Here is a 25,738-nt window from a genome sequence, read left to right on the forward strand (position 1 = left end):
GGGTCGTCCAATACCTCGCGAGTGGATATAGTGATATGTCCACGTTTTTTTATTTTGTAGTAATCCGACTTTCCCAGAGAAAGTATTAACAAACTGAATTCGATGAAGAAAATCAATGTTTTATACCAAGTTATCCTTTTTGTCTGCGGCATTTGCCTTTTTCTGTTTTTTCCGCTGGTTCAGGGAGATCGTTCGACCGGGGCCGAATTGCTCGAAGACCGGGGTAATTATTGGGACATGCTGACCTCCAGTTTTAAAATCGGACTGGTGCTGTTCAATTATGCTTCTACCGTTTTGTTGGCAGGATGTATCCTACTGAAAAAGAAGGTCGGAGCCATTCTTCGCCTGATCGGCCTTGCCATGCCGTTGTGGATGGTTTGCATTTGGTTCGACAGCGATATGTCGGTGTCGGTCTTTTTCTCATTCGTGCTGCTGTCAGCTGCCGTCGTCTGGGCGGCGATCGGAGTCTGGCGGGCCTTTGCGCAGGGCGAAAAGAAATCTGCGGAAAAGGATCGTTTCGGCTGGGTTGCGGTCCGCAGAGCACGGGTTGTTGGTTGGTTGGACCGGATGAATCCCGCCCTCGTGCGGGCGTTTGTCGGGCTTGTCGGCATTGCGTTGTATTTTTTCGTCGCACTGATGTCGATATTCTCCATCAGCCACGGCAATCCGCTTAAGATGGCGGCCCACGTTGTAGCGGGTCTGTTCGGATTGGCGCTGGCTGCCGTCGTATTCGTAATTTTACGTCGGGCGGTTAAGTGGACCGGCGCTCGGAATATAGCGTTGCCGTTTTATCTCTATCTCATCTCTTATGCGCTGCTGGTGCCGTCTTTTGTTTTTCCGGGCAGCACCTCCGACTGTTTCGGAATGGCTTGGGTGGCTGTTGTCTTATGTTCGGCCGTCGTTGCCGTCTTCCGACTCTGTCTTTCCAAAAAGAGTTCGAAAAAGACGAAGCGTGCCGGAGCGGTGTTTGCTGTCGGCAGTCTGACACTTATCGGGGTTTTTGTGGCCGTACCGGTTGCATTCGGCATGTTGATGCCGGAACTTACCGCGCATACCGATAGCAATGCGTGGCCTTCTGCACGCTGACGCTTTTCTGCCGATACACAGACTCCGGGGCCGCAGGACTCCGGAGTTTTTGTTGTCCGTGGCGGTAAGTATAAATACGTATTTCTCCCAAAAACAGCCCTGTGCGAAGCGGTTGTTAACGATGATTTTGCTACTTTTGCAACTGTTTTGAGTTAAAAAACAATTCGATGATTGACTTTCTGACGATGCCTTCACCGTGCTACGTCCTCGATGAGGAGCTGCTGGACCGGAACTTGGCGACTATCGACCGTGTGCGCCGGGAATCGGGCGCCGAAATTATCGTCGCCCTGAAGGCCTGCGCCATGTGGAGCATTTTTCCCGAGCTGGCGAAGCACTCCGACGGAGCCACGGCGAGTTCTGCCGCCGAGGCGCGCCTCGTTTTCGAGGAGTTCGGGCGTCCCGCTCACACCTATGCTCCGACCTACACGGACCGTAATATCGACGAGATCCTGCGTTGCAGCGACCATATCACGTTCAACTCCCTGGCGCAGTTCCGCCGTTTCGGCCAGAAAGCCCTTATCAACGGCATTTCCTGCGGTCTGCGGATCAATCCGCAGTATTCGCCCGTCGAAACGGACCTCTACAACCCCTGCGTCCCCGGCTCGCGGCTGGGCGTCACGGCCGAACAGCTGGCGGCGCACGGAGGGCTTCCGGCCGGCATCGAGGGGCTTCATTTCCATGTCCTCTGCGAATCGCGCCCGGAGCATCTGCGAAAGGCGCTGGAGGCCGTCGAGGCGCATTTCGGACCGTATCTCGACCGGATCAAATGGCTCAATATGGGCGGCGGCCACCTGATGACCGCCTCGTGGTACGACTGCGACGCCCTGATCGCCCTCCTACGGGAGTTCAAGGCCCGGCATCCGCACCTGCGGCTGATCCTCGAACCCGGCAGCGCCTTCACGTGGCGCACGGGCTACCTGGTGTCGACCGTCGAGGACATCGTGGAGAACGGCGGGGTGACGACGGCGATGCTCGACGTGTCGTTCGCCTGCCACATGCCCGACTGCCTCGAAATGCCCTATAAACCCGCGATCATCGGTGCGCACGATCCCGCCGACGGTGAGAAACGCTGGCGCATGGGCGGCACGAGCTGCCTTGCGGGCGACTACTGCGGCGACTGGGCCTTCGACCACGAGTTGAAGGTAGGGGAGCGCATCGTCTTCGAGGACATGATCCACTACACGATGGTCAAGACCACGATGTTCAACGGCGTCCACCATCCGGCCATCGTCATCGCGCGCCGCGACGGCCGCACCGACCTCATCCGCGAGTTCGGCTACGAGGATTTCCGCAACCGCATGTCATAGATAGACAATTTGAATTTAGCTATACGAAACCTTTTCATGGAAAATTTTACACCTACCCCCTACACGTTGGAATGCGTCGCCACGGGCCGCGAATTCGAAGACGCCGGCTGGATGCTTGCCGACCCGCAGTGCAAGGAGCCTTCGCTCGTGCGCACCAAATATGCCCGCCGGCAGATCGACGTGAAACCCGCCGACTGGGGCCTGTACCGTTTCTCGGACTGGATGCCCGTGCGGCGCATCCTCAAGGGTTCGTCGGCTCCCGTGACCTATAAGAGCAAGGGACTGGCCGCGCACCTCGGGCTGGAAAACCTCTGGATTACCTTCAACGGCTGGTATCCGGCCATCGGGGCCACGATGTCGACCTGCTCGTTCAAGGAGACCGAGGCCTATTCGGTCTGCGGCCGCGCCGCTGCCGGCGAACAGCGCGTGCTGGTGGTGGCTTCGGCCGGAAACACCGCGCGGGCCTTCGCCAAGGTCTGCTCGGACAATAACATCAAGCTGCTGCTCTCGGTTCCCTACGACAATATCGGCGCGCTGTGGTTCGACCGGCCGCTGAACCCCTGCGTGAAACTCATTTCGTGCGAGAAGGGGGGCGACTATTTCGACGCCATCCATTTGAGCGACATCGCGCTGAAAGGTCCCGGCTTCTACGCCGAGGGCGGCGCCAAGAACGTCGCGCGCCGCGACGGCATGGCCTGCACGGTCCTTTCGGCCGTGACGACCATCGGCCGCATCCCCGACTACTATTTCCAGGCCGTGGGCAGCGGCACAGGCGCCATTGCCGCCTGGGAAGCCAACATGCGCCTCGTCGAGGACGGCCGCTTCGGGCGGAATACGATGAAGCTGATGGTGTCGCAGAACGCCCCGTTCGTTCCGATGTACGACGCCTGGCAGGCGGCATCGCGCAAACTGCTGCCTTACGACGACGACAAGGCGCGCCGCGACGCGGAGATCATCGACGCCAAGGTGCTTTCGAACCGCCGTCCGCCTTACAGCGTCACGGGCGGTCTTTTCGATGCGCTGAAAGCCACCGGCGGCGAGGTTTTCGTGGCCACCAACGCCATGGCGCGCAAGGCCCGCAAGCTGTTCCACGAACTCGAAGGCGTCGACATCTACTCGGCGGCGGGCGTTGCGCTGGCATCGCTCGTCAACGCTGTGAACGCGGGCAAGATCGAGAAGGACGCCACCGTCATGCTCAACGTCACGGGCGGCGGCGAGGAGCACTTCAAGGAGGGCAAGGAGCTGTGGTATCTCAAACCGAGCCACGTCTTCCCGCTCGAACCCGACGAAAACGACGTCGTGGAGAAGGTCGAGGCATTGTTCAACTGATCCGTTAAATAACCGGGCTTATGAAAAAGACATTCATTGTTTTAGCCGTATCGTTTATGGCTGTTTCCGCAGTTGCGCAGCAGCCTGTTTCCGCCGACCGTTTCGCCGATGCCGTGAACCATTGGAACAAGGAGCACGGCGCGCAGTCCTACGAGCGTTACAAGCCCGACCAGTTCCGTGAAATCGCCGACAACATCGTCGCTTACCAGAATGCCGACGGCGGCTGGCCCAAGAACCTCGACATGCTGGCCCGGCTCGACCCCGACTCGGTGAAAGCCGCCCTCAAGCCGCGCCACCGCCTCTCGACGCTCGACAACGCCAATGTCTATACGCAGGTCGAATACCTTTCGAACGTCTACCTGCTGACGGAGGACACCCTTTACCGCAATTCGGCCCGCCGGGGCATGGAGTACATGCTCTCGGCGCAGTACCCCAACGGGGGCTGGCGGGGCTGGGACGCCGACGCCGTGACGTTCAACGACGGCATCATCTACGGCGTGCTCTCGACGTGGAACGAGGTCCTCTCCGGAAAGCCCCACTATGCGTGGGTCGACGGCGATTTGAAAGCCCGCATCCGGTCCTCGTGGGACAAGGGTATCGAGCTGATTCTCAAAACCCAGTGGGTGCAGGACGGCGTGAAGACCGTCTGGGCGCAGCAGTACGACCACGAAACGCTGCAACCCGTGAAGGCCCGTGCCTATGAACTTCCCGCGCTGTCGGCCGGCGAGAGCGCCGACATCACGATGCTGCTCATGCGTATCAAGAACCCCTCGCCCGAGGTCGTCGGGGCGGTCGAGGCCGCAGCCGCATGGTTCGACCGCACGAAGATCACGGGCAAGAAGGTCGTGACGGTTCCCGTGCCCGAGGGGCTGGTGGAAGACCGGAAGATCACGAAAGACCGGGTCGTGGTCGACGATCCCGAAGCCGCTCCCATGTGGCCGCGCTACAGCGAACTGTCCGACAACCGTCCCTTCTTCGCCACGCGCGAGGGGAAGAAGGTCTACGACCTGCGCGAGGTCCCCGCCGAACGGCGTGTGGGCTACTCGTGGTACGGCACGTGGGGCAACAAGGTGCTGAAAAAATACCCCGAATGGCTTCGCCGCCGGACGGAGGGAAAGTGACGGAGCCTCGCGGCGCGGATGCGCCGCATGCGTTCTTTACCGGAAACGGACCGTTGCGGTCCGTTTTTTTTATTACCTTTGCGGGGCCGAACCGGAAGCCAGTGCAGCCGGACCGGTTCGGATTCTGTTTTTCTCATTCTTAACCCAAATTTCAAACACATGGAAAACATCCAGGCAAAACAGCTCTCCGTCACTCACTGGCGGCGCTGGAACCGCAAAGGCTGGTCGGTCTTTGCGAGTCTGCGCCGCTGCTGGGCGATCGGGGTCCTCTCCGCCGGGATGTCGATCCTGCTGCTTGCGACGCAAGGTGCGTCCGCGCAGACTGCCGACACGACCGCTGTCCTCAAGACATTGCGGATCCGCGAAGTCGGCGTCACCGGGAGCCAGACGGCTCCCGCGCGCAACGCCCAGTCGCACACCCCGCTTTTCGACCGGAAAGCCCAGGCCCCGGCGCCTGTCCAGACTCTGGAAGCCGCCCTGCGCCTTGCGCCTTCGGTCGATGTCCGCGAACGCGGAGGCAAGGGAGCGCAGGCCGACATCTTCATCCGGGGAGGCTCTTTCGACCAGACCATGGTCCTTCTCAACGGCATCGATTTCACCGATGCCCGTACCGGGCATCAGTCCCACGCGCTGCCCGTCGACCTCGACTGCATTTCGGCCGTCGAACTGATCGACGGCGTTCCGGGCGTCGGGGCCTACGCCGGGGCGGTGAACATCCGCACCGCGCCGCTGCGGCCCACCTACCTGCGCCTCGAAGCCTCGGGCGGCCAGTACGGCTACGGCTACGGGAATCTTTCGGGCGCGGTGAGTGCAGGACGCTTCTCGGTGCTCGGTGCGGCCTCGTACCGCCGCAGCGACGGCTACCGGCACAACACCGATTTCTCCAACTACAACGCTTTCGTGCGCGCCACCTGCGACGGCGGCCGGGCCGGGTTCTTCGACCTGCAAGCCGGGTGGCAGGACCGCGATTTCGGCTCCAACGGCTTCTACGCGGCCTACAATCCCGACCAGTGGGAGCATACCGCCACGGCGCTGGCGTCGCTGCGGTGGCTGAAAACCGCGGGCCGCTTCTCGTTGGGGGCCGCCGCGAGCTACCGCAAGAATTTCGACCGCTACGACTGGACCCGCGGCACGGCGATGAACCGCCACAATACGGACAATGCCGGGGCGAAGCTCTGGGCCGACTGCGACTGGGCGGCGGGTGTGACCTCCGTGGGCGGCGACTGGGCCTTCAACCACATTTACAGCACCAACCTCGGTCAGCCGCTCGCGCATCCCGAAGGGCACTACACCCACGCCAAGGCGCGCCACACGGGCAACCTGTGGCTGCGGCACGCCAAACGGTGGCAGCGTTTCGACGCGGCGGCTTCGGCGGGCGTGAGCCTCACGCCCTACGGCACTTCGGCCCTGTGGAGCCTTTCGGCGGGCTATGCCCCCGCGGCCGGGCTGCGCCTCGAAGCCGGGGCATGGCAGTCGATGCGCCTGCCGACCTTCACGGACCTCTACTATACCTCCCCGGCGCAGATCAACAACCTCGACCTTGTGCCTGAACATGCTGTCACATACCGTTTTGATATTGATTACCTCAAGCGTTGCTGGAACATCTCGGCGCAAGCCTATTACCGCTCCGGACGCGACATCATCGACTGGGTGTGGCGCGAGGACATGGGCGGCAAATGGCATTCCGAGCAGACGAGCCGCCTCGACACCTTCGGGGCCGAGCTCGCGGGCGGCTATGCGGCCTCGGAAGGCTTCCTGCGCCGCGTGACGCTTTCGTACGGCTACATCACGACCGACCGGAACGCGGATGTCATCGCCAAAAGCGCGATGGACTTCATGCGCCACAAGGCGGCGCTGGCCGTGGAGGTTCGTTTCCTGCGCCGGATGTCGCTTGCGCTGACCGGATCGGTCTACGACCGCAACGGCAGCTACACGCATTATCCCGAGCCGGGCAACGCCTCCCTCACCGAGGAGCGCGGCTACAAGCCCTATTTCCTGCTCGACGGACGCCTCCAGTGGGAGAAGGGCCTCTGCCGCCTCTACGTCGACGCCACGAACATCACCGACACGCGCTACTGCGACATCGGCGGAATCCGCCTGCCGGGCGTCTGGTGTACGGGCGGGGTGGTGCTGACCATCGGCAGATAACCCCTCTTTTCCGGGACCGGGGCGCTTCCGTCTCCGGATTCCCGTCCGGCTGCTCTTACGGTCCGGCGCATCGTTGCGCCGGACCTTTCTGTTTTTCGCAAAAAGTGCCTGTTTTGTTACGGTTTTTTCGGATTTCTCCCGATTATTGTTTATCTTTGAAGTATAAGAATTTAAAAGCGACGATCCTATGTCCCAAAGAATCATTGAATGCGTTCCCAATTTCAGCGAGGGACGCGATAAGGCCGTGATCCGGCAAATCACCGCGGCCATCGAGGCCTCCGGGGGCGTCAAACTGCTCGACGTGGACCCCGGCGAGGCGACCAACCGCACGGTCGTGACCTTCGTCGGCGAACCCGAAGCGGTCGTCGAGGCCGCTTTTGCCGGGGTGAAGCGGGCGGCCGAACTGATCGACATGCGTCGCCACAAGGGGGCGCATCCCCGCATGGGGGCCACCGACGTGCTGCCGCTGATACCGATTGCGGGCGTCACGCTTGCGGAGTGCGCCGAACTGGCGCGCGCGCTGGCCCGGCGTATCGCCGACGAACTGCGCATTCCGACCTATTGCTACGAGGCCGCGGCCTTTGCGCCCGAACGGAAAAACCTCGCCGTGTGCCGCGCCGGGGAGTACGAGGCCCTGCCCGAGAAACTGGCGCACACGGCATCCGCGCCCGATTTCGGGGCGCGTCCCTTCGACGAGGGGGTTGCCCGCACGGGAGCTACGACCGTCGGGGCGCGCGACTTCCTGATCGCCGTGAATTTCAACCTGAACACCACCTCCACGCGCCGCGCCAACGCCATCGCCTTCGACGTGCGCGAAAAGGGGCGTCCCGTCCGCGAGGGCAATCCCATCACGGGCAGGGTGGTGAAGGATGCCGCGGGAAATCCCGTGATGCAGCCCGGAACGCTTCCGGCCACGAAGGCCATCGGCTGGTTCATCGAGGAGTACGGCATCGCGCAGGTTTCGATGAACATCACCGACATCTCCCGGACGCCGCTCCACGCGGCTTTCGACGAGGTGTGCCGCAAGGCCGACGCCCGCGGCGTGCGCGTCACGGGGACCGAAATCGTGGGGCTGGTTCCGAAACGCGCTTTGGTCGAAGCCGGCAAATACTTCCTCCGCAAGCAGCGCCGCTCGACGGGCGTCGCCGAGGAGGAGATCATACGCATTGCCGTCAAGTCGATGGGACTGGACGACCTGAAGCCGTTCGATCCTGCCGAGAAGGTGATCGAGTACCTGCTTGAAGCGGAGGTTCCGAAGAAGCGGCTTATCGACATGACCTGCAAGGCGTTCGCCGAAGAGACGGCGAGCGAATCTCCCGCTCCGGGCGGCGGCTCGATCGCGGCCTACATGGGTGCGCTGGGCGCGGCCCTCGGGACGATGGTCGCCAACCTCTCGTCGCACAAGGCGGGGTGGGACGACCGCTGGGAGGAGTTTTCCGACTGGGCCGAACGGGGGCAGGCCGTTCTTGCGGAGCTTCTGCACCTCGTGGACGAGGACACGGCGGCGTTCAACCGCATCATGGCGGTTTTCGCCATGCCCAAGTCGACCGACGAGGAGAAGGCGGCGCGCGCCGCGGCTTTGCAGGAGGCGACGCTCTATGCCACGGAGGTTCCTCTGCGGACGATGAAGGCCGCCTCGCGGGTTTTTGAAATCGTGCGCGCCATGGCCTCGGAGGGCAACCCCAATTCGGTCTCCGACGCCGGCGTGGGTGCGCTGGCGGCCCGCAGCGCGGTGCTGGGGGCGTGCCTCAATGTGAAGATCAACGCCGCGGGGCTGAAGGACCGTGCCGTGGCCGATGCGCTGACCGCCGAGGCCGATGCGCTGGCCGCCGAAGCCGTGCGTCTCGAAGCGGAGGTCTTGCAGATCGTCGAATCTAAAATCGGATAATATGACACGCGAAGAGTTTCAGAACGACATTCGCGCGGGCATTCCCGACCGGCTGCCCGCCGCGAAACCCTATGACAAACAGATCAACCATGCGCCCAAACGCAAGGACATCCTTTCGGACGAGGAGAAAACGCTGGCTCTGAAAAACGCCCTGCGCTATTTTCCGGTCAGGCACCACGCCGTGCTGGCGAAGGAGTTCGCCGAGGAGCTGCGCCGCTACGGCCGTATCTATATGTACCGCCTGCGTCCCGACTACGAGATGCACGCGCGTCCGATCGGCGAATATCCCGCCCGCTGCCGGCAGGCTGCGGCCGTCATGCTGATGATTCAGAACAACCTCGACCCGCGGGTCGCCCAGCATCCCCACGAGCTGATCACCTACGGCGGCAACGGCGCCGTGTTCCAGAACTGGGCGCAGTACCGCCTTGCGATGCAGTATCTTTCGGAAATGACTGAAAATCAAACCTTGGTCATGTATTCCGGGCATCCGCTGGGGCTGTTCCCGTCGCATCCCGACGCCCCGCGCGTGGTGGTTACGAACGGCATGGTGATTCCCAACTACTCGAAACCCGACGACTGGGAGCGGCTCAACGCCCTCGGGGTGTCGCAGTACGGGCAGATGACCGCCGGGTCGTACATGTATATCGGGCCGCAGGGCATCGTCCACGGCACGACGATCACGGTGATGAACGCCGCGCGCAAACGCTTCACGGCCGGCCGCACCGATACGCGCGGGATGCTGTTCGTCTCGTCGGGTCTCGGCGGCATGTCGGGAGCGCAGCCCAAGGCGGGCAATATTTCGGGCGTGGTGTCGGTCGTCGCCGAGATCAACCCCAAGGCGGCGCAGAAACGCCACGAGCAGGGGTGGGTCGACGAGCTGCATGAAGCGCTGGATGAGCTGATCCCGCGTATCCGTCAGGCTGTCAAGGCGAAAGAGGTCGTGTCGATGGCCTATGTGGGCAACGTCGTGGACCTCTGGGAGCGGCTGGCCGCGGAGGAGATTCCGGTAGACCTGGGTTCGGACCAGACCTCGCTGCACAACCCCTGGGCGGGCGGTTACTATCCCGTGGGGTTGAGCTACGAGGCGTCGAACAAGATGATGGCCGAGGAGCCGGGCCGCTTTAGAGAGTGTGTGCAGGAGTCGCTGCGGCGGCAGGTCGATGCCATCAACAAATTGACCGACAGGGGAATGTATTTCTTCGACTACGGCAATGCCTTCCTGCTGGAAGCCTCGCGCGCCGGGGCCGCGGTGACGGGCGAGGGCGGACGCTTCCGCTATCCCTCCTACGTGCAGGACATTATGGGACCCATGTTCTTCGACTACGGCTTCGGGCCGTTCCGCTGGGTCTGCACCTCCGGGAAGCCCGAAGACCTCGAAACGACCGACTCTCTGGCCGCCGAAGTGCTGGAGGAGATCCGGAAGACGGCTCCCGACGACATCCGGGGGCAGCTGGACGACAATATCCACTGGATTCGCGAGGCCGGGCGCAACCGGCTGGTCGTCGGGTCGCAGGCACGCATTCTCTATGCCGACTGCGAAGGGCGCGTGAAGATCGCCGAGGCGTTCAACCGGGCCATCGCCGAGGGCCGCATCACGGCTCCCGTGGTGCTGGGGCGCGACCATCACGACGTTTCGGGAACCGATTCGCCCTACCGCGAGACCTCGAACATCTACGACGGTTCGTGCCTGACGGCCGACATGGCCGTGCAGAACGTCATCGGCGATGCGTTCCGCGGCGCGACGTGGGTTTCGATCCACAACGGAGGCGGCGTGGGCTGGGGCGAGGTGATCAACGGCGGCTTCGGCATGGTGATCGACGGTTCGGAGGATGCCGGCCGCCGCATCCGCGAAATGCTGCTGTGGGACGTCAACAACGGCATCGCCCGTCGCAGCTGGGCGCGTAACGAAGGGGCCGTCGAAGCCATCCGCCGCGAAATGGACCGCACGCCCGGACTGCGTGTGACCCTGCCTGTTTTTGCCGACGAGGAACTTGTCCGCGAGGCGCTGAACGAACAGGGCGGCGCTTCGGATAAATTATGAATTTCGAATTATGAATTTTGAATTGTCATCCATGGAACATCACCATATCACCGCGGAGCACCTTTCGGTCGGGCGCGTCCGCGAAATCCTCGAACGGCGGCTGCCGCTCGCGTTGAGCGACGACGCCCGGGCGCGCATCGTCCGCTGCCGCGAGTACCTCGACCGCAAGATGGAGAACCCCGAGCGGCCGATCTACGGCATCACGACCGGTTTCGGGTCGCTGTGCGATATTTCGGTGGGCCGCGACGAGCTGTCGCGCCTGCAACAGAACCTCGTGATGTCGCACGCCTGTGGAACCGGGGAGCGCGTGCCCTCGGAGATCGTGCGGCTGATTCTGCTGCTCAAGATACAGTCGCTCGCCTACGGCCATTCGGGCGTGCAGCTGGCGACGGTGGAGCGTCTCGTGGAGTTTTTCAACCGCGGCATCCTGCCCGTCGTCTATCAGCAGGGTTCGCTGGGCGCTTCGGGCGACCTCGCGCCGCTGGCACATATGAGCCTGCCGCTGCTGGGGCTGGGCGAGGTGGAGTATAAGGGCGAGGTGCGTCCCTCGGCCGAAGTGCTTGCCGAACTGGGGCTGGAGCCGATCCGGTTGCAGTCGAAAGAGGGCCTTGCGCTGCTGAACGGCACGCAGTTTATGAGCGCCTACGGCGTCTGGTCGCTGATCCACGCCCGGCGGCTGAGCGAGTGGGCCGACCGCATCGGGGCGTTGTCGTTAGACGCCTTCGACGGTCGTATCGAGCCTTTCTGCGACGAGGTGCACCTGATCCGCGCCCACCGGGGGCAGCTCGCCACGGCCCGGAATGTCCGCCGGCTGCTCGAAGGCAGCGAACTGATCGCCCGCCCCAAGCACCACGTGCAGGACCCCTATTCGTTCCGCTGCATGCCGCAGGTTCACGGAGCCTCGAAGGACACGATCGACTATGTGGAGAGCGTGCTGACCACGGAAATCAACTCCACGACGGACAATCCGACGGTCTTCCCCGAGGAGGACATGGTCGTCTCGGCGGGCAATTTCCACGGACAGCCGATCGCTCTGGCGATGGATTTCCTGGCGATCGCCCTGGCCGAGCTGGGCAACATCTCCGAGCGTCGCACCTACAAGCTGATCTCCGGGGCGCGCGAACTGCCCAAATTCCTCGTGGCGAACCCCGGGCTGAACAGCGGCTTTATGATTCCGCAGTATACCGCGGCGTCGATCGTGAGCCAGTCCAAGGGGCTGTGCATGCCCGCGTCGGTCGATTCGATCCCCTCGTCGCAGGGGCAGGAGGACCATGTGAGCATGGGTTCCAACGCTGCCACGAAGCTCTGGCGCGTGGTCTGCAACACCGAACGGGTGCTGGCCATCGAGCTGTTCAACGCCGCGCAGGCCATCGAGTTCCGCCGTCCGGCGCACACGTCGCCCGAGTTGGAGCGAATGCTGGCCGACTATCGCAAAGAGGTTCCCTTCATCGACAACGACGAGGTGATGTATCCCCATATCGAAGCCTCCGTCCGATTCCTCCGCGGCCTATGAGACTGCTGGTGAAGAACATCGCCCGCATCGTCGGCATCGAATCGACGGGCCGTCTGCGCTGCTGCGGCGCCGACATGAACAAGCTGGGCACGCTCGACGACGCGTGGCTGCTGGCCGAAGACGGCCGTTTCGCGGCGTTCGGACGCATGGACTCTCTGGGCGACATCGCCGCCGACGAGGTCGTTGACGCGGCAGGGGGCATGCTCTTCCCGTCGTTCTGCGACTCGCACACCCACCTGGTCTACGCCGGGAGCCGCGAGCGGGAGTTTCTGGACAAGATCAACGGTTTGTCGTACGAGGAGATCGCCCGGCGGGGCGGGGGCATTCTCAACTCCGCCGACCGGCTGCACGAGACTCCGGAGGACGAACTCTATGCGCAGGCGATGGAGCGCGTGCGCGAGATCGCGGCGATGGGTACGGGGTGCGTGGAGATCAAGAGCGGCTACGGCCTTTCGACCGGGGACGAGCTGAAGATGCTGCGCGTCATCCGCCGCATCCGCGAAAGCGTGCCGCTGGAGGTGCGGGCCACGTTCCTCGGGGCGCATGCCGTGGCGCGTGCCTACCGGGGACGGCAGGGGGAGTATGTCGATCTGGTGTGCAACGAAATGCTGCCCGCTGTGGCGGCCGAAGGGCTGGCCGATTTCGTCGACGTCTTCTGCGACGAAGGTTTTTTCACGGTCGAAGAGACGGCCCGTATTCTCAAGGCCGCGCGCAAACTGGGGCTGCGGGCGAAAATCCATGCCAACGAACTGGCCGTCTCGGGCGGCGTGCAGGTGGGCGTGGCCTGCGACGCCCTGTCGGTGGACCACCTCGAACGCATGGGACGGGAGGAGATCGAGACGCTGCGCGGCACGGCGACCATGCCGACGCTGCTGCCGGGCGCGGCGTTCTTCCTCGGGATGAGCTATCCTCCGGCGCGCGCGATGATCGACGCGGGGCTGGGCGTGGCGCTGGCTTCGGACTACAACCCCGGCTCGTCGCCCTCGGGCAACATGCGCATGGTCTGTTCGCTGGCCTCGATCCGCATGAAGATGACCCCCGCCGAGGCGGTCAACGCCGCGACGCTCAACGGCGCCTATGCCATGGGGTTGAGCCGCGACTACGGAAGCGTCACTTTAGGTAAGGTGGCCAACTTTTTCATAACCAAACCGATGCCGTCGGTCGAATTTTTCTCCTACGCGTATACTACACCCCTTATCCGGCACGTTTTCCTAAAGGGCGGTTTAGGAAACCGCTTTTAGAAGTTTTAGAAGGCCCGGGCGCAAGACGCCCGATTTGCAGGCGGGGGCCGGCCGGTACGCCTCGGAACGGGGTTGCGGCCCGTCCTCGTCGTAACCCGGCTTTTAGCCGGGCGGCGTAGTTTTTGATGGGAGCTGTTTATGAGAACCGTTATTCTGATAATTTGCCTCGCCCTGTGCGGGACCGTAAATGGACAAACTATGAAACCGTTGACACCGGAGGAGAAGCGGGTGATCGTGGACAAGGGGACCGAAGTCCCCTTCACGGGCCGCTATTACAAACACAGCGAGGACGGAACCTACGTCTGCCGGCAGTGCGGCGCGCCGTTGTACCGTTCGTCGGACAAGTTCGATGCGGGGTGCGGCTGGCCGAGTTTCGACGACGAGATTCCCGGTGCGGTGAAACGGAGCGCTGATGCCGACGGGCGGCGTACGGAGATCACCTGCGCGCGGTGCGGCGGCCATCTGGGCCATGTTTTCACGGGCGAAGGGTTTACGCCCCGGAACACGCGCCACTGTGTCAACTCCGTGTCGCTGGAGTTCGTGCCTGCGGCGAAGAAGGAACGTACCGAGACGGCGATCTTTGCCGGAGGCTGTTTCTGGGGTGTGGAGCATCTGCTTTCGAAGGAGCCGGGCGTCGTCGACGTCGAGTCGGGCTACACCGGAGGCCATACCGAGAATCCCACCTACGAGGAGGTGTGCGGTCACCGCACGGGACATGCCGAGGCGGTGAGGGTGACGTTCGACCCGGCGAAAGTCTCCTACGAAAGGCTGGCGCGGCTCTTTTTCGAGATTCACGACCCCACGCAGGTCGGGCGGCAGGGTCCCGACATCGGCGACCAGTACCGTTCCGAGGTCTTCTATACGACACCGGCCCAGCGCGCGACGGCTGAAAGACTGATCGCCGAACTGCGCGCGAGAGGGTACGACGTCGCCACGCGCGTCACCGCGGCCACGACCTTCTGGCCCGCCGAAGGGTATCACCAGGACTACTACGACCGCAAGGGTACGCAGCCCTATTGCCACGCCTACACCAAACGTTTCTGACCGCTGTAAGAGGCCGGGTATAGGGGCGGGTTTCAGCCGTTTCCGGCCCGGCGGCTTTCGTTCGGTCCGACGCTCCGGTCTCGGCGCTATTTCAGCAGATTGTCCTCTTCGTCCTCGTATTCCGATTTCCGGGTGAACAGCGAGCCGGCGCCTTTCAGCGCCTTGACGGCCCGCACGCGGAAGCTGTCCAGCAGCGTGCCGTCCTTCGAGACGGTTCCGTAACCCGTCACGGCGCGTGCCCGGCGGCTGCGGACGAAGACGATGCGGCCGTACTGCTTGAGTCCGAGGGCCAGCGAGCCGTCTTCGCCGCGGATGATGTCGGTGCGGATGCCCACCTTGCGGGCCAGGGAGGTGTCGTAGGCGAAGACCAGTCCGCGGACGCTCAGCTCGGGACGTCGGAACGACTGGAGCCACAGGTGCGTGTCGCGGGCCAGTTCGTAGCACCAAAGTCCGAAGGCCGGGTGCGAGGCGTCGGGGATGTATCCCCACAACGAACTGACGGCCACGACCCCCGGGCGTTCCAGCGCCCCGACCAGCGTTTCGACGTAGCGCGGCGGATACATCGTGTCGGCGTCGATGTTGATGTGATATTTTCCCCGGGCGCGGTTCAGTCCGCAGAGGCGCGCATGGCCGCATCCGGGCGTCGTCTCGCGCTGCCACGGAAGGCCCAGGGCTTCGAGCACCTCCGCCGTGCGGTCCTTCGACAGGTTGTCCGTGGCGATGATCTCCATCGGATAGCGGCATTGCTGTTCGGCCAGCGACCAGAGGCAGGCTGTCAGCCGCTTCTCCTCGTTGTAGGCGATGACCGACACGGTCACCAGCGGTCGGTCCGACTGCCGTTCGGCGAGTTTCGCGCGCACTTCGGCGACCGTCGCCGCAGGAACTTCGGCGAAGGGCTTTTCATAGACGGAGAGGTATTTCGAGTACCATTTCATGCGATCGGGGTTTGTAAGACAAAGGTAGCATTAAATTCCGCACGGGCAAACGATTCGCCGGCAATTACCGGGCGGACGGGAGCTGCGGGGCGGAGAGAGGCCCGGTGACGTTTGGCGGACGGACCGGGAAGACCAGGGCCGGAAAACGGTCTGCCGAGGCTGGCGGACGGTCCGGGTCAGGGCGGTCCCGGAGGCGAATCCCTGAAGCCCTGCCGGGAAATGCGGAAATCCGTTCTGCGGAGGCGCTTTTCCGTCCGCGACCGCACGGATTGACGATATATTTCTTATTTTTACGGCTCCAAACGAATTTTTATGCTGCGTGTCAAAGGCATTCTCTGGGCGGCTCTCTCCTCGTCGACATTCGGACTGGCCCCGCTGTTCACCCTGCTGTTGCTGGGCGTGGGTTATTCGTCGTTCGAGGTTCTGACCTACCGCTGGGGCGTGGCGTCGTTGTGCCTGGGGGCCTACGGCGTGCTGGCGGGTTGCGATTTCCGCCTCGGGAGGCGCGGGCTGGGCACGGTGTTTCTGCTGAGCCTGTTCCGTGCCGCGACGTCGCTGAGCCTGGTGATCGCCTATCAGAACATCGCCAGCGGGGTGGCCTCGACGATCCACTTCATGTATCCGCTGGTCGTGGCCGTCGTGATGATGTGTTTCTTCCGCGAACGCGGTTCGGCGAGGACCTTCGCGGCGATCGGCATGTCGATCGTCGGGGCCGTGCTGCTGTCGCTGGGCAACGTCGATTTCACGCGCGGCGACACGACGCTGGGAATCGTTTCGGCGGCCGTCTCGGTCGTCTCCTACGGCGCCTACATCGTGGGCGTGCGCCGGAGCCGCGCGGTGGAGATCGACTCCACGGTGCTGACCTGTTATGTGATGGCCTTCGGCGCGCTGTTCTTCATCGCCGGGGGCCTGCTGACGGGCGGCGTGCGCCTCGAGACCGACCCGCATACGTGGCTTTACATCCTCGGCGTGGCCATTCCGGCGACGGCCGTCTCGAACATGGCGCTGGTGCAGGCCATCAAGAGCATCGGGCCGACGCTGACCTCGATTTTCGGGGCCATGGAGCCGCTGACCGCCGTGGTGATCGGCATCTGGGTCTTTGCCGAGCCTTTCACGGCGAAGGGCGCCGCGGGCATCCTGCTGATCGTGGCGGCGGTGTCGGTCGTGGTCCTGCGCAGCCGGAAAGGGTAGCCGGGGGCGGGACGGCGTGCGGCGATACGAAAAATCCCGGAGTGCGAACTCCGGGATTTTTCGTGTCTATAAGGTGAAGACCATCGCGATGGGGTAGTGGTCCGAAATGTAGGGCGCTCCGTAGTTGCCGTCGAGCGTGGCGAAAAGCCGGCATTTGAGCTTCCCGCGGTAGTAGAGGTGGTCGATGACGATGGTGTCGGGAGCCGAGCCGAAACCGTTGAAGGTTCCTTTGTGGTCGGTCGTCGCGGCCTTGGCGCGGGCCGAGACCATGTATTTGGTCAGGGGTTTGAAGATCGGGCTGTCGACCGGGGTGTTGAAGTCGCCGCCGACGATGGCCGGGGCTTTCTTGCCGGCGATCTCGTGGATTTTACCGATGAGCAGCTTCACGCCCTCTTCGCGCGCCGCCTTGCCCTTGTGGTCGAGGTGGGTGTTGAAATAGAAGAACTCCTTGCCCGACTTCCGGTCCTTGAGTTCGACCCACGTCACCGTGCGGTTGCAGGCCCCGTCCCAGCCGCGCGACACCTTGTCGGGTGTTTCGCTGAGCCAGAATGTGCCGCTGTCGAGCAGCTCGAAACGGTCGCGCAGGTAATAGACGGCCATGAACTCGCCCTTCTCGGCGCCGTCGTCGCGGCCCACGCCCACGCGGGCGTACTGCGGGCATTCGGCGTCGATGTATTGCAGCTGGTCGATAAGTCCTTCCTGCACGCCGAACACGTCGGGAGCCTCCCGGCGGATCATCTCCGGAGTGGCGTGACGGCGTTTCATCCAGGCGTTGTCGCCGTCCTTGCCGTGGCTGTTGCGCAGGTTGTAGGAGATCAGTTTGACCGGTTCGGCGCCGACGGCGCCGAATGCCGGCATTGAAAGAGAGGCTGCTAACAGCAGCAGAAGTGCGATTTTCTTCATTGGGGTTATAGGTGTGGTTAACTGTGCAAAGGTAGAAATATTTTCCGGAATGCCAACCGTTTTCAGGCTGTCAGGACCCTTTTCAGACGGTCGAGACCCTCGGCCAGCAGTTTGCGCGGGCAGGCGATGTTCAGGCGGATGAAGCCTTCGCCCGCGGCGCCGTACATGGACCCGGAGTTGACGTGCAGGCGGCCTTCGTCCAGCAGCCGTCGGGTGAGCGCGTCGGACGTGAGTCCCGCGGCCCGGCAGTCGGCCCAGACGAGGTAGGTCCCTTCCAGCGGAAGCACGGGGAATTGCGGGAGATGCCGCGCGAAGTAGTCCCGCAGGAAAAGGTAGTTCTCCCACAGGTAGCCGTTGAGCGCGTCGAGCCACTCGGCGCCGTCCGTGTAGGCCGCCGTCAGGGCTTCGATGGCGAAGGGGCTGATCATGCCCGTCTCGTTGATTTCGAGCGACCGGGCGATCCGCTCCCGGATGCCGGTGTCGGCGGCGAAGATGTTGGCAACCTGCACTCCCGCGAGGTTGAACGCCTTGCTGGGCGAGGCGCAGGTGACCGAGCGGCGCGCGAACTCCTCCGAAAGCGAGGCGAAGGGGGTGTGGCGGAATCCCGGCATCACCAGCTCGCAGTGGATTTCGTCGGCCACGACCAGGATGTCGCGGCGCAGGCAGATGTCGCCGATGCGGCGCAGTTCTTCGGGCGTCCAGACCCGCCCCGCGGGGTTGTGCGGGTTGCAGAGCAGCATCAGTTTCACGGCAGGGTCGGCGGCACGGCGTTCCAGGGCGTCGAAATCGACCGTATAGCGGTTGCCGCTGTAAGTCAGCTCGCACTCCGCGGCGGTGCACCCGCTGTTGTCGATGGCGATGAAGAAGTGGTTGTAGACGGGCGTCAGCACCAGCACCCGGTCTCCGGGGCGGGTCAGCGCCCGGAGGATGGCCGAGAGCGCCGGAATCACGCCCGTGACGGGGAGTATCCAGTCCGCCCCGGGCGCCCAGCCGTGCCGCCGGGAGAACCAGGACGTGACCGCTCCGTAGTAGCTCTCCGGGACCGTGGCGTAGCCGTAGATGCCGTGTTCCACCCGGCGGCGGAGCGCCTCGACGACGCACGGGGCCGTGCGGAAATCCATGTCGGCGACCCACATCGGGAGGATGTCGGCCGCAGGTTCCTCGTCCCACTTCACCGAGTTGGTTCCCCGGCGCGGGATCGGTTCATCGAAATCGTATTTTGCCATATCGTTATGCGTTTTGGATGTAAAGTTACGAAAAAGTCGGACCGTTGCAAAACAGAACAGCATGTGATGCGGCAAAACCTCCGGCTATTTGCTCATCCGGTATGCCGACGGGGTCATGCCCGTGTGGTTGCGGAAATACTTGCCGAAAAACGACTGGTTGGGGAAATTGAGACAGTAGGCGATCTCCTGAATGCTCATCGTCGAGTATTTCAGCAGGTTCTTGGCTTCGAGCACCACGTAGTCGTCGATCCATTCGGCCGCGGTGCGGCCCGAGGTCTTGCGGATGAGCGTCGTGAGGTATTTGGGCGTCAGGTGCAGCAGCCCGGCATAGAAGCCTACCGAACGCTCCTGCATGTAATGCTTGGCCAGTTCGCTCATGAACTGGCTGAAATACTCGTCGTTGCGGCTGCGGGCCGAGTTCTCCGGGGCGGGCTGCGCCTCGATATGCCGCCCGATGATGCGGCAGACCTTGTAGGCCAGCGTGCGGATCATCGAGCGCAGGACCTCCGGCGAATAGGCGTCGCCCGGGCGGGGCACGCCTTCGGAGCGGATTTCGTCGAACGAGCCGGTGATGCCGGTCCATTCGGTCTCGCAGAGCCGCAGGCAGGGTTGTTTCTCGACGCTTAAAAAGAGCCGCGAGAGCAGTTTGATGTCGATGTTGATGCGTTTGATGAACTCCTCCTCGCACATCACCGCGTAGACCGAGGACTCCGGCCGGATGGATTCCACCTGCAGGATCGAGCCGGGCAGGAGGACGAAAAGCATCTTCTCGTCGAGCGTGTGGCGGCGCAGTCCCGAGGTAAACGAAATCGAACCTTCGGAACAAAAAAGAATCGCGAAGGCATCGAGCCGTGTCGGGTAGCGGAACAGGTCGATGTTGACCGTGTCCATGATATTGACGCGCGAAGCGATCAGGCAACCATCGAAATAGAGGTCTTCCGGGCGGGGTTCGTTGACGTTGAGCAATGTTTCGAGCGAGAAGCTCCGAATCTCCTTTTCGTTCATTTTATCGGTCGTATTTCGGACAAATATAACGAATTGTCGAATACGATTTGTCGAAAAGTTTAAAATCGAACCAATCGACGAATTTAACCGACACGGCGGCCTTTACCGGAGAGGGCTAAAAGGGGAACTTTGCATCGAAAAATTGAAGAACCGATGAAACGAACTGTTTTCTGTGCCGCGCTGCTGCTGGCCGCCGGCTGTTCATCTCCGAAAAAGGACCGCACGGTCGATCCGCTGCGTGTCGAAACCATCGTGGCCGCGCCCTCGGCCGACGCCGGGGCGGCTGTTTATGTAGGTGCGATCGAGGAGGAGGCTTCGGCGGCCTTGAGCTTCCCCGTCGCCGGGACCGTCGCCCGCACCTTTGCGGACGAGGGCCGGCGCGTCGGCAAAGGGCAGCTGCTGGCCGAACTCGACCCCACCTCGGCGCGCCGGACTTTCGAGGCCGCCGAAGCCGCGCTGAACCAGGCGAAGGACGCCTGCGCGCGTCTGAAACAGCTCTACGACGCCGAAAGCCTGCCCGAGATCAAGTGGGTCGAGGCGCAGACCCGGCTGCGGCAGGCCGAGGCGGCCTTCGGGATCGCGAAGAAGAATCTGGAGGACTGCTCGCTTTACGCGCCCTTTTCCGGAGTGGTCGGCCAGCGGCGGATTTCGGCCGGGGAGACGGCCCTGCCGGGCGTTCCCGTGCTGACGCTGCTCGAAACCGGATGCGTTAAGGTGCGCTTCTCGGTCCCCGAGCAGGAGATCGCCCGGCTCGGCGCCGACAGCCGGATCGGGGTGGGCGTCGCCGCGCTCGGCGACCGGGTGTTCCCCGCCGGGAAGATCGAAAAGGGCGCCGTGGCCAACCCCGCGGCCCACACCTACGACGTGCGCGCCACGCTGGACAACGCCGCGGGCGAGTTGCTGCCGGGGATGGTGTGCCGCGTGACGGTTTCGCCCGCAGAGTCGGCCGAGGAGATCGCCGTTCCGGTGCGCGCCGTGCAGCAGGCGGGCGACGGGAACCGTTTCGTGTGGACCGTGCGCGGCGATTCGGCCGTGCGTACGACCGTCACGACGGGGCGGCTGGTGAACAACGGCATTGTGCTGACCGGAGGCGTCGCGGCGGGAGACCGCATCGTCGTGGACGGCATGCAGAAGATCGGCGAGGGCAGTAAAGTCGTATGGCGATGAAAGGTTCGAATAGCGTAATAGCCTGGTCGATGCGGAATTTCCGCATCACCTTCCTGATCGTGGGCTGCCTGTTCGTGTTCGGCATCTACGCCCTCGCGCGCATCCCCAAGCAGGAGTTTCCCGAGTACACGATCCGGCAGGGCGTCGTCGTGGGCGTCTATCCCGGGGCGACGGCCGAGGAGGTCGAAGAGCAGCTGGCGAAGCCGCTCGAACAGTTCCTGATGACCTACAGGGAGGTGAAGCGTGCGAAGACCACCTCTACGTCGCAGAACGGCATGTGCTATGTGATGGTCGAGCTGAACGACGATGTGAACGACAAGGACGAGGTCTGGTCGAAAATCAAGCACGGACTGGCGGCGTTCAAGATGCAGTTGCCTGCGGGTGTCGCAGCCGTGGTGACCAACGACGATTTCGGCGACACCTCGGCGCTGCTGATCACCCTGGAGTCGGACACGCGCTCCTACCGCGAACTGAAAGGGTATATGGACGATTTGAGCGACCGCCTGCGCCGCATCGAGTCGGTCTCCAACCTGCGCCCCTACGGCGTGCAGCAGGAGCAGATCTCGGTTTACGTCGATCATGCGCGTCTGGCGGCCTACGGCATCGGCGAGAAGGTGCTCTCCGCGGCGCTGGCCGCGCAGGGGCTGACACCGCTGGGCGGCTCGGTGAGCAACGCCGAAACCGAGACCCCGATCCACATCGCGCCGTCGCTGGCCGGGGAGCGGGAGGTCGCCGAGCAGATCGTCTGGAGCGATCCCGAAGGGCACGTCCTGCGGGTGAAGGACGTGGCGCGCGTCGTGCGCGAATACGACGATCCGGACAGCTACATCCTCAATAACGGCCACCGCTGCGTGCTGCTGTCGATGGAGATGCAGGCCGGGAACAACATCGTGGAGTACGGCCGCGAGGTCGACGAGGTCCTGCACACCTTCATCGAAGAGGAGCTTCCGGCCGATGTCCGGGTGCAGCGCATAGCCGACCAGGCCAAGGTCGTCGGCGACTCGGTGCACTCGTTTCTGCGCGACCTGTTCGTGGCCATGGCCATCATCATCGCCGTGATGATGCTCCTCTTCCCGCTGCGGTCGGCCGTCGTCGCCGCGCTGACGATCCCGATGTCGACCTTCATCTCGGTGGGCATGATGTACCTCTGCGGCATTCCGCTGAACACCGTGACGCTCGCCGCGCTGGTCGTCGTGCTGGGCATGATCGTCGACAATTCGATCGTGGTGATCGACGGCTACCTCGACTACCTCGGGCGCGGTCATTCGCGGTGGTTCGCCGCCGTGGAGAGCGCCCGGGAGTTCTTCCCCTCGCTGCTGCTGGCCACGATCTGTATCTGCATGATCTTCTATCCGATCCTCTTCACGATGACGGGCATGATGGGCGACTTCCTGACCTGGTTCCCGTGGACGATCACCATCAACCTGATGGTGTCGCTGCTGCTGGCCGTGATGGTCATTCCGTTCCTCGAAATACTGATCATCCCCGTCGTGCACGTGCGCAGGGACGGCCGCAGGTCGTTCACCGACCGGGTGCACGACGTCTACCGCCGCGTGCTGGCGTGGACTTTCCGCCATGGGTGGCTGACGATCTCGCTCGGCGCCGCCTCGGTGGTCGTGTCGCTGCTGATCGCCACGCAGCTCAAGTTCCGCATGGTCCCCTTCGCCGACCGCGACCAGTTCGCCGTGGAGATCTACCTGCGGCCCGACACGCCGCTGGAGCGCACCGGGGCCGTCGCCGACTCGGTCTACCGGGCACTGCGGGCCGACGGGCGGGTGAAATCCGTCACCTCGTTCGTGGGGTGCTCCTCGCCGCGCTTCCAGATGAGCTACGCCCCGCAGATCGCGGGCAAGAACTACGCGCAGTTCATCGTCAACACCACGTCAGTGGACGATACGGAGTCCATTCTCGACGAGTACGCCGACGCATGGGCCGACCGGTTTCCCGAAGCCTACGTCAAGTTCAAGCAGCTCGACTACCAGAACGTGCCGTCGCTGGAGTTCCGCTTCTACGGCAGCGACATCGACTCGCTGCACGCCGCGGCCGACCGGCTGATGGCCCGCATGCGGCAGATGCCCGAACTGCAATGGGTGCATGCCGATTACGAGGACCCGCGGGCGATCGCCGAGGTGCGGCTCGATCCCGTCACGGCGTCGCAGCTGGGCATCACGCGCACGGTCGTGGCTGCCAACATGGCCCTGGCGTCGGGCGACGTGGCCGTGGGTTCGGTCTGGGAGGGCGATTACAGACTCCCGGTGGTGCTCAAGCGCGACGCCCGGCTGGGCGAACGCTCGCTGTCGGAGATCGGGGACACTTATGTCTCCTCGCCCGTGCCGGGGGTCAGCGTGCCCCTGCGGCAGATCGCCGACGTGGAACCCGCGTGGAGCCAGTCGAAGATCGTCCACCGCAACGGCATGCGCTGCATCACCGTGACGGCCGACCTGAAACGCGGCGCCAACGCGATGCGGATGACCTCGCGGATCAACCGGATGCTGAAAGACGAAATTCCGCTTCCGCCGGGCGTCGGGACCGAGCTGGGCGGCGCGCACGAATTCGACGCCGAGACCCTGCCGCCCATCGCTGCGGGGTTGAGTATCTCGCTGGTGATCATCTTCTTCTTCATCCTCGTCAACTTCCGCAAATTCGGCATCACGCTGGTCGTCATGGCCTCGATGTCGCTGTGCCTGTTCGGCGCGATGATCGGGCTGTGGATCGCCGACTTCACCATCGGGCTGACCTCGGTACTGGGTTTCATCACCCTGCTGGGCATGATCGTGCGGAACGTGATCCTGATGTACCAGCACGCCGAGGACAAGCGCAAGGTCTGCCACTGGTCGGGCAAGCTGGCGGCCTACGACGCCGGAAAGCGCCGCATGGTTCCGATCTTCCTCACGACGGCCACCACGGCCGTGGGCGTCGTGCCGATGATGCTGGGCGGCAGTACGTTCTGGGCGCCCGTGGGCGTCACGATTTTCGCCGGGGGCATCGGCTCGCTGATCCTCGTGGTCACGATTCTTCCGGTCCTTTACTCCAAAATCTACAAGTGATGAAAAAGGCTCTCGTATACCTGATCCTGTGCTGCGCGGCCCTTCCGGCCGGGGCGCAGACCCTGACGCTCGACGAATGCCGTGCGGCCGCCGCCGAACACAACCGTACGCTCCGCGACAGCCGGTTCGACCTCGAAGCGGCTCTGCAAACGCGCCGCGAGGCGTTTACGAACTACTTCCCGCAGGTCTCGGCCACGGGAGGCGTTTTCCAGGCCCAGCACGGACTGGTGCAGGCCGATTTCGGCATGACCATCCCGCAGCTGGGGACGATGAACCTGCCGCTGTCGATGGTCAAGCGGGGGCTTGTGGGCGGCGTCACGGCCGTGCAGCCCGTCTTCGCGGGGCTGAAAATCGTCAACGGCAACAAACTCGCCCGGCTGGGCGAGGAGGTCGGACGCTTGCAGCTGCAGAAGACCGAGGCCGAGGTGCGCGAGCAGACCGACACCTATTACTGGCAGGTCGTGTCGCTGCGCGACAACCTTTCGACCATCGAAGCCGTGGAACGCCAGCTGGAGGAGATTCACCGTCAGGTGGAGCTCTCGGTCAAGGCCGGACTGGTGACGACGAACGACCTGCTGCGCGTGGAACTGCGGCAGCAGGAGATCGCGTCGAACCGCCTGAAGGTCGAAAACGGGCTGAAAGTCTCGAAGATGCTGCTGGCACAGCATATCGGCGTCGACTGGCGCGGTTTCGACGTGGCGACGGCGGAGTTCGGCCAGCCCGAGGCGCCCGCGGCCTTCTACGTCCCGGTCGAGGAGGCCCTGGACAACCGGGCCGAGTACCGGCTCGCCGAGAAGAACGTCGAGGCGCAGAAGTACCGGAAACGCATGGAGCGCGGCAAACGACTGCCGACGGTGGGCGTCGGGGCCGGCTACCTCTACTATAACGTGACGGACAAGAATGTGGACGACGGGCTGGTTTTCGCCCAGGTGTCGGTCCCTATCTCCGACTGGTGGGGCGGGGCGCACGCCCTGAAGAAGGCCCGCATCCGGGAGCAGCAGGCCGAGAACGACCGGCAGCAGGCCCGCGAGATGCTGACCGTGGAGATCGAACGGACGTGGAGCGAGGTGCAGGAGTCCTATGCGCAGATCCTGCTGACGCGGCGTTCCGTGACGTCGGCCGCCGAGAACCTGCGGCAGAACCGCAATTTCTACCAGGCCGGAACGGCGCCGCTCACCGACCTGCTGGACGCCGAGACGCTCTACACCCGGAGCCGCAACGACTTCACCTCGGCATGCGCCGCCTACCGGACTTCGTTGGCGCGTTACATGCGCGTGACGGGCCGGTAGCGGCCGTCAGCCGCAGAAACGGGCGTCCGGCCGGTTCCGGGCGCCCGTTTTTTCACTCCTTCCGGGCCGGTTTCGGGTCGAACATGCTCAACAGCAGTCCGCCCATGACGGCGCCCCACAGCGTGCTGTTGAGCGGCGCGGAGGTGATCGGACACGTGCCGTCGGCACACCCCGCGAAATACCAGTAGAGACAGCCTCCCAAGGCCCCCAGCGCCGCTCCCAGCAGCGTCGGCCAATGTCGTTTCAGCAGTTTCATC

19 protein-coding genes are annotated in these 25,738 nt (G+C 63.6%); 14 read left to right on the top strand and 5 right to left on the bottom strand.

Annotation, left to right across the window (positions count from 1 at the left end; translation table 11 throughout):
* Positions 1 to 102 precede the first annotated feature (102 nt).
* The 10 genes from ACGHP5_RS14400 (at position 103) to ACGHP5_RS14445 (ending at position 14,718) form a co-directional block, all read left to right on the top strand.
* Positions 103 to 1,086: a hypothetical protein gene (locus ACGHP5_RS14400; protein WP_290532842.1), complete on the top strand. Its 984-nt coding sequence runs from the start codon at positions 103 to 105 to the stop codon at positions 1,084 to 1,086.
* A 167-nt stretch (positions 1,087 to 1,253) separates the two neighbouring features.
* A complete protein-coding gene (gene nspC, locus ACGHP5_RS14405; protein ID WP_390567376.1) occupies positions 1,254 to 2,393 on the top strand; it encodes a carboxynorspermidine decarboxylase in 1,140 nt (379 codons plus the stop codon).
* 36 nt (positions 2,394 to 2,429) lie between these two features.
* The gene (locus tag ACGHP5_RS14410; RefSeq protein ID WP_290532844.1) at positions 2,430 to 3,722 is read left to right on the top strand and encodes a cysteate synthase; all 1,293 of its coding nucleotides are present in this window, start codon (positions 2,430 to 2,432) and stop codon (positions 3,720 to 3,722) included.
* 20 nt (positions 3,723 to 3,742) lie between these two features.
* Positions 3,743 to 4,843, top strand: a complete 1,101-nt coding sequence (gene pelA / locus ACGHP5_RS14415) for a pectate lyase (RefSeq protein ID WP_390567378.1) — start codon at positions 3,743 to 3,745, stop codon at positions 4,841 to 4,843.
* A gap of 159 nt (positions 4,844 to 5,002) precedes the next feature.
* Complete coding sequence (locus ACGHP5_RS14420; RefSeq protein WP_390567380.1) at positions 5,003 to 6,991, top strand: TonB-dependent receptor plug domain-containing protein; 1,989 nt, start codon at positions 5,003 to 5,005, stop codon at positions 6,989 to 6,991.
* A gap of 187 nt (positions 6,992 to 7,178) precedes the next feature.
* The gene (gene ftcD, locus ACGHP5_RS14425) at positions 7,179 to 8,879 is read left to right on the top strand and encodes a glutamate formimidoyltransferase (RefSeq protein WP_168949130.1); all 1,701 of its coding nucleotides are present in this window, start codon (positions 7,179 to 7,181) and stop codon (positions 8,877 to 8,879) included.
* Between the two features lies 1 nt (position 8,880).
* Positions 8,881 to 10,920 carry a urocanate hydratase gene (locus tag ACGHP5_RS14430; protein ID WP_276770195.1) on the top strand — a complete coding sequence of 680 codons (2,040 nt, stop codon included), beginning with the start codon at positions 8,881 to 8,883 and terminating at the stop codon, positions 10,918 to 10,920.
* 31 nt (positions 10,921 to 10,951) lie between these two features.
* Entirely contained in the window at positions 10,952 to 12,433 is a 1,482-nt protein-coding gene (hutH, locus tag ACGHP5_RS14435; protein ID WP_288822351.1) for a histidine ammonia-lyase, read from the top strand.
* Complete coding sequence (gene hutI, locus ACGHP5_RS14440) at positions 12,430 to 13,674, top strand: imidazolonepropionase (RefSeq protein ID WP_390567383.1); 1,245 nt, start codon at positions 12,430 to 12,432, stop codon at positions 13,672 to 13,674. The genes hutH and hutI overlap by 4 nt, the downstream gene beginning before the upstream one ends.
* Positions 13,675 to 13,872: 198 nt before the next feature.
* A complete protein-coding gene (locus ACGHP5_RS14445) occupies positions 13,873 to 14,718 on the top strand; it encodes a bifunctional methionine sulfoxide reductase B/A protein (protein ID WP_390567385.1) in 846 nt (281 codons plus the stop codon).
* An 86-nt stretch (positions 14,719 to 14,804) separates the two neighbouring features.
* Here the strand turns inward: ACGHP5_RS14445 and ACGHP5_RS14450 are convergent, their stop codons facing one another.
* Entirely contained in the window at positions 14,805 to 15,653 is an 849-nt protein-coding gene (locus tag ACGHP5_RS14450) for a glycosyltransferase family 2 protein (RefSeq protein ID WP_337657015.1), read from the bottom strand.
* A gap of 312 nt (positions 15,654 to 15,965) precedes the next feature.
* Here ACGHP5_RS14450 and ACGHP5_RS14455 point away from each other — a divergent pair, with 312 nt between their 5' ends.
* Positions 15,966 to 16,844 carry a DMT family transporter gene (locus ACGHP5_RS14455; protein ID WP_390567387.1) on the top strand — a complete coding sequence of 293 codons (879 nt, stop codon included), beginning with the start codon at positions 15,966 to 15,968 and terminating at the stop codon, positions 16,842 to 16,844.
* Between the two features lie 66 nt (positions 16,845 to 16,910).
* Here the strand turns inward: ACGHP5_RS14455 and ACGHP5_RS14460 are convergent, their stop codons facing one another.
* The 3 genes from ACGHP5_RS14460 to ACGHP5_RS14470 all read right to left on the bottom strand — a co-directional run bounded on the left by ACGHP5_RS14460 (position 16,911) and on the right by ACGHP5_RS14470 (position 19,978).
* Positions 16,911 to 17,747: an endonuclease/exonuclease/phosphatase family protein gene (locus ACGHP5_RS14460; protein WP_337657019.1), complete on the bottom strand. Its 837-nt coding sequence runs from the start codon at positions 17,745 to 17,747 to the stop codon at positions 16,911 to 16,913.
* A gap of 62 nt (positions 17,748 to 17,809) precedes the next feature.
* The gene (locus ACGHP5_RS14465) at positions 17,810 to 18,973 is read right to left on the bottom strand and encodes a MalY/PatB family protein (protein ID WP_337772245.1); all 1,164 of its coding nucleotides are present in this window, start codon (positions 18,971 to 18,973) and stop codon (positions 17,810 to 17,812) included.
* An 84-nt stretch (positions 18,974 to 19,057) separates the two neighbouring features.
* Positions 19,058 to 19,978: a helix-turn-helix domain-containing protein gene (locus ACGHP5_RS14470; protein ID WP_390567390.1), complete on the bottom strand. Its 921-nt coding sequence runs from the start codon at positions 19,976 to 19,978 to the stop codon at positions 19,058 to 19,060.
* A gap of 153 nt (positions 19,979 to 20,131) precedes the next feature.
* Here ACGHP5_RS14470 and ACGHP5_RS14475 point away from each other — a divergent pair, with 153 nt between their 5' ends.
* Genes ACGHP5_RS14475 through ACGHP5_RS14485 form a run of 3 tightly spaced genes read left to right on the top strand, consistent with a single transcriptional unit; the run spans position 20,132 to position 25,481 of the window.
* Positions 20,132 to 21,145: an efflux RND transporter periplasmic adaptor subunit gene (locus tag ACGHP5_RS14475; protein ID WP_295905325.1), complete on the top strand. Its 1,014-nt coding sequence runs from the start codon at positions 20,132 to 20,134 to the stop codon at positions 21,143 to 21,145.
* Positions 21,142 to 24,192, top strand: a complete 3,051-nt coding sequence (locus tag ACGHP5_RS14480; protein WP_390567392.1) for an efflux RND transporter permease subunit — start codon at positions 21,142 to 21,144, stop codon at positions 24,190 to 24,192. The genes ACGHP5_RS14475 and ACGHP5_RS14480 overlap by 4 nt, the downstream gene beginning before the upstream one ends.
* Positions 24,192 to 25,481, top strand: coding sequence for a TolC family protein (locus ACGHP5_RS14485; protein ID WP_390567394.1), 1,290 nt, complete (start codon positions 24,192 to 24,194; stop codon positions 25,479 to 25,481). Before ACGHP5_RS14480 ends, ACGHP5_RS14485 begins: the two co-directional genes overlap by 1 nt.
* A gap of 52 nt (positions 25,482 to 25,533) precedes the next feature.
* Here ACGHP5_RS14485 and ACGHP5_RS14490 read toward each other — a convergent pair whose 3' ends face one another.
* On the bottom strand, positions 25,534 to 25,737 hold the full coding sequence (locus ACGHP5_RS14490; RefSeq protein WP_390567396.1) for a DUF6132 family protein: 204 nt from the start codon (positions 25,735 to 25,737) through the stop codon (positions 25,534 to 25,536).
* Between the last annotated feature and the right edge of the window lies 1 nt (position 25,738).

The sequence above is a fragment of the Alistipes sp. i18-0019-D1 genome (assembly GCF_042852885.1).
Lineage (GTDB): Bacteria > Bacteroidota > Bacteroidia > Bacteroidales > Rikenellaceae > Alistipes.

Coding starts and splice junctions, on each gene's coding strand:
- ACGHP5_RS14445 (WP_390567385.1), top strand. CDS start 13,873: ATGAAACCGTTGACACCGGAGGAGAAGCGGGTGATCGTGGACAAGGGG.
- ACGHP5_RS14430 (WP_276770195.1), top strand. CDS start 8,881: ATGACACGCGAAGAGTTTCAGAACGACATTCGCGCGGGCATTCCCGAC.
- ACGHP5_RS14400 (WP_290532842.1), top strand. CDS start 103: ATGAAGAAAATCAATGTTTTATACCAAGTTATCCTTTTTGTCTGCGGC.
- hutI (WP_390567383.1), top strand. CDS start 12,430: ATGAGACTGCTGGTGAAGAACATCGCCCGCATCGTCGGCATCGAATCG.
- nspC (WP_390567376.1), top strand. CDS start 1,254: ATGATTGACTTTCTGACGATGCCTTCACCGTGCTACGTCCTCGATGAG.
- hutH (WP_288822351.1), top strand. CDS start 10,952: ATGGAACATCACCATATCACCGCGGAGCACCTTTCGGTCGGGCGCGTC.
- ACGHP5_RS14420 (WP_390567380.1), top strand. CDS start 5,003: ATGGAAAACATCCAGGCAAAACAGCTCTCCGTCACTCACTGGCGGCGC.
- ACGHP5_RS14490 (WP_390567396.1), bottom strand. CDS start 25,737: ATGAAACTGCTGAAACGACATTGGCCGACGCTGCTGGGAGCGGCGCTG.
- ACGHP5_RS14485 (WP_390567394.1), top strand. CDS start 24,192: ATGAAAAAGGCTCTCGTATACCTGATCCTGTGCTGCGCGGCCCTTCCG.
- pelA (WP_390567378.1), top strand. CDS start 3,743: ATGAAAAAGACATTCATTGTTTTAGCCGTATCGTTTATGGCTGTTTCC.
- ACGHP5_RS14470 (WP_390567390.1), bottom strand. CDS start 19,978: ATGAACGAAAAGGAGATTCGGAGCTTCTCGCTCGAAACATTGCTCAAC.
- ACGHP5_RS14465 (WP_337772245.1), bottom strand. CDS start 18,973: ATGGCAAAATACGATTTCGATGAACCGATCCCGCGCCGGGGAACCAAC.
- ACGHP5_RS14480 (WP_390567392.1), top strand. CDS start 21,142: ATGAAAGGTTCGAATAGCGTAATAGCCTGGTCGATGCGGAATTTCCGC.
- ACGHP5_RS14460 (WP_337657019.1), bottom strand. CDS start 17,747: ATGAAGAAAATCGCACTTCTGCTGCTGTTAGCAGCCTCTCTTTCAATG.
- ACGHP5_RS14410 (WP_290532844.1), top strand. CDS start 2,430: ATGGAAAATTTTACACCTACCCCCTACACGTTGGAATGCGTCGCCACG.
- ACGHP5_RS14475 (WP_295905325.1), top strand. CDS start 20,132: ATGAAACGAACTGTTTTCTGTGCCGCGCTGCTGCTGGCCGCCGGCTGT.
- ftcD (WP_168949130.1), top strand. CDS start 7,179: ATGTCCCAAAGAATCATTGAATGCGTTCCCAATTTCAGCGAGGGACGC.
- ACGHP5_RS14450 (WP_337657015.1), bottom strand. CDS start 15,653: ATGAAATGGTACTCGAAATACCTCTCCGTCTATGAAAAGCCCTTCGCC.
- ACGHP5_RS14455 (WP_390567387.1), top strand. CDS start 15,966: ATGCTGCGTGTCAAAGGCATTCTCTGGGCGGCTCTCTCCTCGTCGACA.